The following is an 11449-nucleotide window of genomic DNA, read 5'->3' as shown; positions in this document are numbered from 1 at the left end:
TATTTTCTGAATTAACATAAGGCACTTCAAAACCCCTGGTGGGGTTCCCGAGCGGTCAAAGGGAGCAGACTGTAAATCTGCCGGCTACGCCTTCGAAGGTTCGAATCCTTCCCCCACCACTTCAAAGCCTTGATTTTTCAAGGCTTTTTTTGTGCCTAAATCCGCCACATTAAAGGCGCAGTCCACTAGGTCACTAATTTGTTTCTTGACTTCATCATCAAAAACTCCTGACTCATAAGTTTTTTTCACGAGCTCAATAATCATCTTAGATCCCTCTGTCTTGGGGTCGGGCAAGGGAAACTCTTTGACGTACTGAGTAATGAAGCGGCGCCTACCTGAGTACAGCTTGTTGTGAAAATTTGCATCATAAAACTTTTCGATAAAGGATGAGTTTCCCACCGCCAAAGCAAGGTAAATTAAATCCAGATTTTCTAAGCCTTGACTCGACATCCAGTAACAATCACCATTAACTACCGCACCAGACTCATCTAACCAAAAGAGTGGCTTAGCTGAAATATCACGAAAAACGATCTTTGGGTATTGCCACTTTGCGGGATCATGTGCCACCCATACCTCATACCAACGACGAGTTTTTGATTCCTGTAAATACTTTCGAGCTTTTAAAACTTGTGCGTTAGCTTCTAAATAAGTCTTTGTCTTGGGGTAATCATCTAATTCGATCACCCGCTTCTCGCCATCCCTCGTCTCATGTGTATATAGCACAAAGGAACTAGGGTTGACTTCGGCCGTATACTGATCCGCTTCAAAATGAGTAATCAATGGCATGAGCATTTCGGGCCGCTCGTCATCACTCATGCCCAACCAATCCTGTTTAATAAAGACTTTGTCGGCGGTAGATTTAATCCCTACCGAAATCTTATTAATGTCCCCAAAGCGACCGAAAGTATGACGCTCGACTTCTTTTAACCAGCCATCTTTAAGGATGGTTTTTTGCGTCCACCGCGATTGTAGTCCTTCACCAAAATCCAGATCTCCTTGCGAAACTCGCAAATTCAAACCTTGATAGTTCACCAAGCCGTCCTTATCAATATTATCAAAGAGCTCCCTCTCACAGGCATCGTCAATATCTAAATCTTTCTCTTCGTAGATACTCGTAAAGGGTGGCACTTGTTTTTGACGTCCTAAACCCGCGACAAAAACCAAAGGCAGGACGGCTGCTTTAAATAATTTACTATCACCGAAGTCCCATAAGTGGTCGATCGCAAATTGCTTTCTCATGTGCTCACGAATCGCCCAAGCGCCCTTGAGGCTCAAAAGGCGATTGCTGATAAGCAGAGTGAATTTACTCGTTTTTTTAAGGCTCTTGCCTACGGCTAAAATAAAGGCATGCGATAAATCCACACAACCTGACAAGGCAAACTCGCGCGCCAGTTCTTGCGAGGCATCAGCCCCCATTTCTTGAGTTCGCACATAGGGCGGATTGCCAATAACTAAGTCATATTTACGCTTGCGTTTCTTCGCTAGAAAATCCGCCAAAAAATCTCGCTCATAAAAAGTAAACTTCACTTTGGGGTAGGCTCTCTCTAAAATCTGCTGACAACACTTAATCGCCGCTGTATCTGTATCGTAAAGCACCACCTGAATATTTAAGTAGCCTTCCGCAATGAGTACATCTAATAAAGACTGAATGAGTTGTCCATCACCCACAGCCGGCTCGAGCACGGTGACTAAATCATCCTTGCTCTTGCCTGACCAAAAATCAAAGACTTGCCTCGCCATAAAATCGGCGAGGGCTTTAGGCGTGTAATGCGCACCAGTCGCTTTGCGTTCTGCTAAACTCTTATGTCCTTGGGGTTTTTGTGAAGTCCGCATCAATCAGCTCTTAAATTTCATTTAAAAATCGAATGTACTAGCCTCCTCGAATCTTACAAGATTCATCGATTAGCTCAGCTGAAAAAGTCATCTAGTGAGAAGAATCCTGGTGAAATCAAAAGTTTTTATAAAAAAAGTGGTTTTTTCTTTCCTCTGACGTCCAAAGACCAAATCACTGAACGCATATAGTAGCAAATCAATATAAAACTAGGTGTTACATGAAAACAAAATCCCTACTTATCGCTGCAAGTGCAGCCCTATTCTCTCCTTTTATTTCTGCGGAGAGCGCAAAACCCAACGTTATCCTCATTATGGCCGATGACCTCGGCTGGGGCGACACAGGATTTAACGGTAGTAAAGTCATCAAAACACCTCACCTCGACCAAATGGCGGCAGAAGGCCTCCAACTCGATCGCTTTTATTCAGCTTCAAGTGTCTGTTCCCCCACTCGCGCTAGTGTCCTAACTGGCCGCAACCCCTACCGTACTGGCGTGCCAACTGCCAACCAAGGCTTCCTACGCCCAGAAGAAATCACCCTCCCCGAAGTCCTAAATGAACAAGGCTATGCGACTGGTCACTTCGGTAAATGGCATTTGGGCACCCTAACTCACACGGAAAAAGACGCCAATCGTGGCAAACCCGGCAACACAAAAGAATTTAACCCACCTAAACTTCATGGTTATGAGGATGCCTTCGTAACAGAATCTAAAGTGCCCACTTACGATCCAATGATTCTACCCGCTAAATTTGATCAGGGTGAGAGTAAGCACCTCGGCTGGGAATACGTCAAAGAAGGTGAAGAATCTAAACCCTACGGAACTTTCTACTGGGATATCGAGGGCAAGAAAATTACTGACAACCTCAAAGGTGATGATAGCCGTGTGATCATGGATCGTGTCCTTCCTTTTATTGACCAAGCTGTCGCTGACGAAAAACCCTTCCTTTCCGTTGTTTGGTTTCACACACCTCACCTCCCTTGCGTAGCTGGTCCCCGTCACCAAGAAATGTATAAAGGTCACCCCATCCACCTCCGCAACTACGCAGGTTGTGTCACGGCCATGGATGAACAAATTGGCCGCCTCAGAAAACACCTTGCTGATAAAGGCGTTGCAGACAATACCATGATTTGGTTTTGCTCCGACAATGGCCCCGAAAGTAAAGAACGTCCCGATAATGGCAGTGCCGGTCACTTCCGTGGTCGCAAGCGCGACCTCTACGAAGGTGGCGTTCGCGTTCCTGCCGTCATGGTTTGGCCGGCGAAAGTCAAAGAAGCCCGCAAAATCTCCGCACCCTGTATTACTTCGGACTACATGCCCACAATTCTCGACGCTCTACATATCCCACACCCCCAAGCTTCTTACGCTACTGACGGCCGATCACTCATGCCGATCATTAATAATGAAGACTTTACAAGAGACAAAGAAATTGGCATCATGTTTAGCTCGCGCATTGTTTGGCACAAAGGCGACTTCAAACTCCTCAGCTACAATGGCGGTAAAAAGTACGAACTCTACAACCTCAAATCTGATCCCTCAGAAAAAACGGATGTGGCAGCTCAAAACCCCGAGCTCGTAGAAAAACTCAAAAAAGATATGCTTGCTTGGCATGAATCAGTAAAAAGCAGCTACGAAGGTTCTGAGTACGGAACTAAATCTCTCGATCGTTTAGGTAAATCCTGGAGTTCTCCACTAAGCGCTAAAGCCAAAAAGACTAAAAGTAAAAAGAAAAAATCTAAAAAGGAAAAGAAATAATGATCAAATCCCTGTTCACTCTCGTGATTTTTTGTGGCTTAGCGCTCCAAGCTCGTGAAGCCACAGACAAACCCAATATCATTTTTGTCCTCTTAGATGACCTCGGCAAAGAATGGATCAACTGTTATGGAGGTGAAAACATCAAAACACCTCGCATCGATCAATTAGCTGAACAAGGTTTAAAATTTGATAATGCCTACTCCATGCCTCAGTGCACACCGAGCCGTGTCGCCTTCATGACCGGCCAATACCCCTATCGTAGTGGCTGGGTTAATCACTGGGACTCTCCACGTTGGGGCGCTGGTTACTACGACTGGAATAAAAACCCTTCCATTGCCCGTACCATGAAATCTGCCGGTTATACCACTGCCGTCGCCGGTAAATGGCAACTCAATGATTTTCGCATTCATCCCGACGCCATGGTTAAGCACGGTTTTGATGACTACTGCATGTGGACTGGCTGCGAAGGTTCAACTGATAAAAAGCATGAAAATATCAGTACTCAACGCTACTGGAATCCCTATATCCACACTAAAGAAGGCAGCAAAACCTACCCCGGTAAATTTGGTCCCGATATCTATAATCAATTCTTACTCGATTTTATCAGCGAAAACAAAGACAAGCCTTTTTTCATCTATTACCCCATGGCCCTGCCTCATGGTCCTCTCGTTCACACCCCTCTGGAACCTAATGTCAAAGATAAATATGCGAAACACAAAGCTATGGTTCACTACATTGATCTGCTCACTGGAAAGCTCGTCGATCACCTCAACGATCTGAAAATTCGCGAAAACACCATCATTGTTTGGACTTGTGATAATGGCACTTCGGGTGGCATCAATAACAATATGAATGGACGCGAAGTCAAAGGTGGAAAAACTAAGACAACTGAAAATGGCGTCAATACTCCTTTCATTGTGAGCTGGCCTGGAATCATTCCTGAAGGAAAAACCTCCAAAGCGATTGTCGACTTCACCGATATGCACCAAACTTTTGCCGACTTCGCAGGGGCTAAAATCGATCCCAACTATACTTATGATGGTAAATCTGCCAAAGAAGTCTTTCTTGGCGCACCTAAAAGTCAACGCGAATGGATCATGGCCATGGGCTCAAAACCTGCACGTATGACTGACAAGGGAGTTGAAAACGTCTATTATTTCCGCGATCGCGTCGTTCGCGATACTCGCTACAAACTCTTTATCAGCACTGACCGCAAACCCGAAAAACTTTACGACCTCGAGAAAGATCCTGCGGAACTCAATGACTTAATCAATAACCCGGAATATAAAGCGGTACTCGATCGCTTGAGTCAAGCCATCAAAACTTTTCCTGAGACTGATAATGATCCCACTTACACTAAACTTGAGACTAATCCCTGGGATAAAAAGTCCGCCTTTCCCTCAAAGATTCACAAGCAAGGTCACCCCGATCAGCCAGAAAAATTTAAAGTCAAAGCAATATCTAAAAAGAAAAAATCTAAAAAGGAGAAAAAATGAACAAAATTTTAAACCTTATCTGTAGCTCACTCATGGTTTTGAGTGTCACGGCACAAAATGAGAAACCCAACTTCCTCTTCGTATTTGCCGATGACATGAGCCTCGACACTATTGGTGCCATGCAACGATACAATTGTAAAACTCCTCACCTCGATAAACTCATGGCTTCTGGTGCGAGTTTTAATCGTGCTTATAATATGGGTGCTTGGGGCGGCGCCGTTTGCGTCGCCAGTCGCGCCATGCTCAACTCGGGCCTCTTTGTTAACAAAGCCCAAAAAGGTATCAATGAATTCCCTCATTGGTCAGAAATCATGAAAGAGAATGGTTACAAAACTTACATGACAGGCAAATGGCACGTTCCAGGCCAACCGCGTTTTGATGTTGTTCGCGATGCTCGTGGTGGCATGCCCAAGGGCTCGGGCTACAATCGCCCCAAAGATATGGATGATTACCTCAATGGTTGGAAACCTTGGGACAAAGCTCAAGGTGGTTTTTGGTCTGGTGGTACACACTGGTCAGAAGTCGTCGGCAATCACGGTGTTGATTTCATCAACGAAGCCGCAAAAGATGACAAGCCCTTCTTTATGTACATTGCCTTCAACGCCACTCACGACCCGCGTCAAGCTCCCAAAGAATTCATCGATATGTACCCCCTCGACTCAATCGAAGTTCCAAAGAGTTATTTGAGTAACTACCCCTACGACGAAGAAATGGGCTGTAACCCAGTTGGTCTGCGTGACGAACGTCTCATGCCTTCTCCTCGTACCGAGTTTGCCGTAAAAGTTCACCGTCAGGAATATTTTGCCCTCGCCACTCACATGGATCGTGAGATCGGACGCATTTTCGACGCTCTCGAAAAAAGTGGCATGAAAGATAACACTTATGTCATCTTCACTGCCGACCACGGACTCTCAGTTGGCCACCACGGACTCGTGGGTAAGCAAAACATGTACGATCATTCCATGCAGGTCCCCTTCTTCATCGCTGGTCCTGGCATCAAAGCTGAACAAGAATTCAATATTCCCATCTACCTTCAAGATGCTATGGCCACCACTCTCGACCTTGCGAAGATCGCAAAACCCAAACACGTGCAATTCAATAGCGTCATGCCCCTTATCGAAGGTACTAAAAAAGTTCAATATGCCCCCATTTATGGTAAGTACACTCATACTCAACGCATGATCCAAGACGGCGACTTCAAACTCATTGTTTACCCCACCATTAAAGTCAGTCGCCTCTACAATACTGCCAAAGACCCTCTAGAAATGAAGGATTTGGCTAAAAACCCTGAGTACGCAGCAAAAATCCAAGAGCTCACTGGCAAACTCAAAAAACTCATGAAAGACATGAACGACGATATGGATCTCGATAATCCAAAACCGGTCAAGAATAACAAAAAGAAAAAGTCCAAGAAGAAAAAAGCCTGATCACAAAATACACCGCCTGGACCCCAAGCTCGGAACGAGCCCAACCTAAGCGTCAGCGACCCCTCTTGTTTCCCCAAGTCCGATCTGCATGTGGTTAAATGTAATATAAAAAGTAAAAAGCCGTGAATTATAAAATAATTCACGGCCTTTAATGGAGGCGGGGGGAATCGAACCCCCGTCCTGAGTAAAGTACTACAGGAGCGTCTACATGTGTAGTTTACCTTTATTTCTTGACCTCCTCACCTGTCGGTAAACAAAACCAGTGAAGCGGCAAGCTGCAGCAAAGTCTTACTTCTCCCCCCTGAAGCTCAGGTTTGAAGCCAGCCTAATGAGTTTGGGCCTGTCGTCACTCTATTAGGCGTCGAGTGGGAAAGGCAGCGGGCTTATCTTATGCCGCTAATGCGTAATCAGTATCGTTAGCATTTATGTTTTGGACGGCTTTTTACGAGGCCAACCGGCCAACCTCGACATGCAACTCAAGAGAAACCCTAACAGTCGAAACCGGGCGCCCCCAAGGCTATTTCACTATAGGTGAGTTGAGCAGGAATTCAATAGGGAAAATAAGAAATAAATCCAGTAGGAAGATCGCTGAGTAGAAAGATTGTTCGCACTGCTAAAGTCATTTAAAAATCACATTTCCATCCGTGTAACAATACTTCGCTACTGGGTGTGGTGATAGTATGAGTACTAGTTAAGTACGCAGAATTGTTCCTCTACAGCCCGTTCGCGGATGGATGCTGAGCTCTCGCCATCGGCTTTATTCATCAGTTCCTACTGACTCAGAGGATTCACTTCTAGGTGTAAATCAATATGGTCCAAGAGTGGGCCCGAGATACGATTCCTATACCTTTGAATCTACATAGAAGTGCAACGACATTCCTTCTGAGATGAGCCAAAAAAACCGCAGGGACAAATCTTAAGTCATTGCGTTAACTGTAAGATCATGATTTACAGTATGTTAAGAATCATAAGCTTGATATTCTTGATTGGTTTTCACAATTAACCACAGGTATAATGCTAATCATACAAGATGCTGCTGTATAGGTACATGCTTTTTATCCGCCTGTCTGGCAAGACCTCGCGGATGTGAGTCTGGTATAGAGTGTCGGACCCAAGTTTGGGCACTTACTTTATTAAATTCAACTTTCATGCACCTCACGGTGCATGCTACATTCTGTCGGGCGTGTGCCCTAGTGTAAACTGTATTTATTTTTCACACAGCCTCTTTAGCGTGCGTATTTGCGAAATCCGCAGTTTGAATACCGATTAAAAATCAGCACTTGCGAAGTTAATGGCCGTTGGCAAATCGATGCCCTTTTCTTTGTCGCGTCGGACTTTCCAAACAAGGTTCTTTTTGCGATCGACTTCGAACATCGGGTAAGCACTATTATAAGCTGCGACAATAATGTTACCGTTTTCACGAATGACAAAACTACCGACATATTTCAAACCAATTGTAGGAAGGTCTTCTGCCGTCAGAGACCACACGAGCTTATCTTTCTTGTCTATTTCAACAAGAGAGGCTCCATAGCCTGTTCCGACCAGCACATTGCCATTATCCAATACGGCAACACCATGAATTCTTCGCACTTTAGCGGGGAGCTCTATTTTATCTAAATCAATTGTGCGTGTCACCATACCCTTTTTATTTAAGATATAAATTTTGTTTTGAGCACAGCCAGAAATGACGTAGCCTCCATCACTGAGCTTTCTCACTGTTTTCATCTGCAGGCGTTGTTCACTGCGCAAATAGGGTATTTTGATCATCCTTGTTATTTTTCCCCCTGGATTGAGTTCTAAGAGAACTTTATTCACTGCGATAAGAATGCCCCCATCCTTTAATGGCTGGCAGGAATGAATTTCCAGGGGTCGCATTTTTGGCTCAAAATAAATCGCGCGAGTATTTTTCTTATCATATTTCCAAACTCCACGTGTCCCACATATGATAGTGAATTTATCCGTCTGCCAGACCTCCTGACAGTTGCCATATGAAGCCCATCTCATAGCGATTGCTCCATCCTGTATCAACTTCCCCTGCGCTTTTAAATGCTCAGTCACCATCAGCGCCTGAATACCCTCACTATTAAACTCAGCACCATCCTTATTGACAAATTCTAAATCTGCAGCAAATGCCACATTTAGAATGGATATAAAAATTAAACTTATACTTCTCATCTTTCTTATACTCACTTTCATTATTATAAAATAGTAATCATTCTTTTATTGTAGAGATAAGGACAATGAATGACAGATTGCTGAATTTTTAGACGAAAAACTTTTATCAAAAATGGCTTCTAAGTTCAAATTAGGCCCTGAGAAAATCACATAATTAAGCTCTTAAGAATAAAAACTTACATCCTTGCGCGACCTTACTTTAAATAGCCCCAGCTCTAATGTGACTCTCCCAAGGTATTGCCATACGGGCGGACAAAAAAAATTTAGTTCCGCGCTTTGAGCCGATTAGCAATCGGCGCTACCAAGCGAAGCGCCTCCTAAGCGAAGCGCAACCTAAGCGAAGCGATACATAAGCGTCAGTCCTTTTAACTTTTATATCATTGCACGCTCAGACCAATGGCGCTTGCACATGATAAAAAGATTAAACCTAAGCGAAGCGATCCCTATCTGTGTGAATCCGTGTGAATCTGTGGTTAAATATTTTTATATGTAGTTAATGCCGCATTGGAATGCGGGGCTCCCAAGTGTTGCCACAAGCCAATTAGTTAATTATCTGAAACCTGTCACCTAATCCCTGTCACCTTGAGCGCAGCGCTACCTTGAGGCGATAGTCGATAAAAATATTTACTTTTTTTGAGTTTTGACGGCAGGTTTTTCATTTAAGCAAATTAGTATACATGAAAGCAAGCTAAGAGAATTTTATTATGGACCAGAAAACAGAACTTAAAGAGGCTGATTTTTTGAAGCTTTTTTTAAAGCACGAAAATGCCCTGCGCGTCTTTGCTAGGAGTCTATTGCCGAGCTGGAGAAATGTCGACGACGTTTTACAGGAGGCCAGCATCGTGATGTGGGAAAAACTCGATCAACTCGATGGCGAAGATGGCTTTTTCCCCTGGGGTAAAACAATTATCCGTTTTAAATGCATGAATTTAATGCAAAAGAAAAAAAATGAACGTTTGGTATTTAGCGAGACTCTAGTGAACTTACTTGCCGACGATGCTGAAAAAATTGATGAGGCAGAATATACCTGGAGGCAAAATGCCGTTGGGAAATGCTTAAAAAAGTTATCTGAGCAGGATCAACAATTGGTTATGGCCCCCTATTTAAATCACGGCTCAGTAAAAGTTTTAGCCAGCAATCAATCTGTTTCAGTCAATTCACTCTACAAAAAACTGGGTCGTTTAAGAGACCTTCTCTTCAAGTGTGTGAACTCACAAAAGGCACTGCAATCATGAGTAAAAAATTCGATCAACTACTTCATAAATACTTCCTCGACAATATTTCCGAAGATGAATTCAAGGAATTGGAAAGTCTTCTCGAAGCCAATGCCGAGCTGCGTCAAAGGTACCTTGACTACACGATGATGGATGCCGGCTTGCGCAGTCATTCCCAAGAAGGCATGAATATCGTCAACATTCAAAAAAAGCGCTCCAATCCTTTTCTATGGTTTGCGGCTGCCGCGGCCATGCTTATTTGTCTTCCCGCCTTCTTCCTTTTTAATTCAGCAAATACGATTGCTGTGATTCAATCTAGCGAGTACGCCGGTTGGGAAAGTAGTCAAGCCACCCTGCCCGGTTCAGAGCTCCATGCCGGCACCCTCGATTTGAAATCAGGTGTGGCGACTTTGGCCTTTAAATCCGGAGCTGATTTAACTCTGGAAGCGCCTGCCAAAATCGAGCTCATTTCCGCTATGGAAGTAAAATTGATTTCTGGCAATATCTCTATGTATGTGAGAGAGTCAGCTCAGGGCTTCCGAGTCAATACCCCCAATGGTTATGCCATTGATCATGGCACGCGTTTTTCTGTTCGTATTTCAGATGATCAAAAATCTGCTGATTTCAAAGTTTTGGAAGGAGAAATCTCTTTGCACCACGAATTGGGTGAAGTTAAACATTTGGGCGACGCCGAAGCATCGCAAATGAATGCCTCCACTTTAGTCGACCTTCTTCAAGACTCTGATCTTGAGGGCTTTCTCAAAAATGAAGCTAATTCCCATATTTTGAGTTCAATTGGTCATGAAACATCAATTGTTTTTAATAATCAACAAAGCCGTCTCAATCAAAATTTCCTCATGGTTAAAAAGAACAAGAAAGGTGATGTAAATCGGCGCGCACTTTTTGCTTTCAAAGTCGATGAGCTGGATTTGAGCAATATTGCAAGGGTCAGTTTGAGTTTAAACTCAATACCAACCGGCCTTGGTGAAGTCGGAACAATGCCTACAGAAAGTACTTTCCACTTATATGGCATCAAGGATGGTCAAGATGAGCAATGGCAAAGAACGGGCTTTTTGAAATGGGCTGATGCCCCAAAAATTAAAAATGCCTTGCCATTAGCCAGCTTTAAAATCTCCAGAGCAAATCTAAGAACTACCGTTAGGCTCGAATCACCCGAGCTAGTCAATTTCATCAAGTCTAATCAATCTTCTGAAGTCGGCTTTATTTTATCTTGTAGCACTCTGGGTGGAACCCTAGTTCACGGCTTTGCCAGCAGCCTCAATCCCGAGGCTTCCGGCCCTAGGCTTGAATTAACTATGGAAGATGGCAATTAGCGCGTTTTTTATAGGAGCGCCGGCGACCCGCCGGCATTAAAATTCGATAACTCTTCGTGTTCACTTAGGAGCGCTGGCGACCCGCCGGCATACGTAAATTAAGATCTAAGTTTTAACCACAAAAAAAGCATGGGAGCGCTGGCGACCCACCGGCATAAATAAACCTATCCCGATTTACATGTCCCTGTCTCTAAGATAATTCTTCACAAGACTCGCCGA

8 protein-coding genes, 1 tRNA gene and 1 other RNA gene are annotated in these 11449 nt (G+C 44.0%); 6 read left to right on the top strand and 4 right to left on the bottom strand.

The genetic code is table 11. The features are described from left to right. Nucleotides 1-37: 37 nt before the first annotated feature. A tRNA-Tyr gene (locus tag LNTAR_RS18615) sits at nt 38-119 on the top strand. On the opposite strand, the gene LNTAR_RS26755 is transcribed toward LNTAR_RS18615, so the two are convergent. Continuing rightward, nucleotides 85-1833: an Eco57I restriction-modification methylase domain-containing protein gene (locus tag LNTAR_RS26755; RefSeq protein ID WP_007280302.1), complete on the bottom strand. Its 1749-nt coding sequence runs from the start codon at nt 1831-1833 to the stop codon at nt 85-87. The genes LNTAR_RS18615 and LNTAR_RS26755 overlap by 35 nt on opposite strands. 218 nt (nt 1834-2051) lie before the next feature. Between LNTAR_RS26755 and LNTAR_RS18610 the strand changes: the two genes are divergently transcribed. From LNTAR_RS18610 to LNTAR_RS18600, 3 genes are read left to right on the top strand one after another with little or no spacing between them, the layout of a single operon-like run. Then, the gene (locus tag LNTAR_RS18610; protein WP_007280301.1) at nt 2052-3584 is read left to right on the top strand and encodes a sulfatase family protein; all 1533 of its coding nucleotides are present in this window, start codon (nt 2052-2054) and stop codon (nt 3582-3584) included. Then, nucleotides 3584-5080: a sulfatase-like hydrolase/transferase gene (locus tag LNTAR_RS18605; protein WP_007280300.1), complete on the top strand. Its 1497-nt coding sequence runs from the start codon at nt 3584-3586 to the stop codon at nt 5078-5080. Before LNTAR_RS18610 ends, LNTAR_RS18605 begins: the two co-directional genes overlap by 1 nt. After that, nucleotides 5077-6507, top strand: coding sequence for a sulfatase family protein (locus tag LNTAR_RS18600; protein WP_007280299.1), 1431 nt, complete (start codon nt 5077-5079; stop codon nt 6505-6507). The genes LNTAR_RS18605 and LNTAR_RS18600 overlap by 4 nt, the downstream gene beginning before the upstream one ends. Before the next feature lie 149 nt (nt 6508-6656). Here the strand turns inward: LNTAR_RS18600 and ssrA are convergent. The 3 genes from ssrA to LNTAR_RS18595 all read right to left on the bottom strand — a co-directional run bounded on the left by ssrA (nt 6657) and on the right by LNTAR_RS18595 (nt 8703). After that, nucleotides 6657-7020: a transfer-messenger RNA gene (ssrA, locus tag LNTAR_RS26750) on the bottom strand. A gap of 258 nt (nt 7021-7278) precedes the next feature. Next, nucleotides 7279-7362 carry an ATP-binding protein gene (locus LNTAR_RS28280; protein ID WP_202944963.1) on the bottom strand — a complete coding sequence of 28 codons (84 nt, stop codon included), beginning with the start codon at nt 7360-7362 and terminating at the stop codon, nt 7279-7281. Between the two features lie 411 nt (nt 7363-7773). Continuing rightward, nucleotides 7774-8703, bottom strand: coding sequence for a beta-propeller domain-containing protein (locus tag LNTAR_RS18595; RefSeq protein WP_007280298.1), 930 nt, complete (start codon nt 8701-8703; stop codon nt 7774-7776). A 683-nt stretch (nt 8704-9386) separates the two neighbouring features. Here LNTAR_RS18595 and LNTAR_RS18590 point away from each other — a divergent pair. Further along, entirely contained in the window at nt 9387-9917 is a 531-nt protein-coding gene (locus LNTAR_RS18590) for a sigma-70 family RNA polymerase sigma factor (protein ID WP_007280297.1), read from the top strand. Further along, nucleotides 9914-11230, top strand: a complete 1317-nt coding sequence (locus LNTAR_RS18585) for a FecR family protein (RefSeq protein ID WP_007280296.1) — start codon at nt 9914-9916, stop codon at nt 11228-11230. The genes LNTAR_RS18590 and LNTAR_RS18585 overlap by 4 nt, the downstream gene beginning before the upstream one ends. Nucleotides 11231-11449: the final 219 nt, after the last annotated feature.

This window comes from Lentisphaera araneosa HTCC2155, from assembly GCF_000170755.1.
GTDB lineage: Bacteria > Verrucomicrobiota > Lentisphaeria > Lentisphaerales > Lentisphaeraceae > Lentisphaera > Lentisphaera araneosa.
The sequence above is the reverse complement of the archived record's forward strand: the minus strand, read 5'-3'. Positions and strand labels throughout refer to the sequence as shown.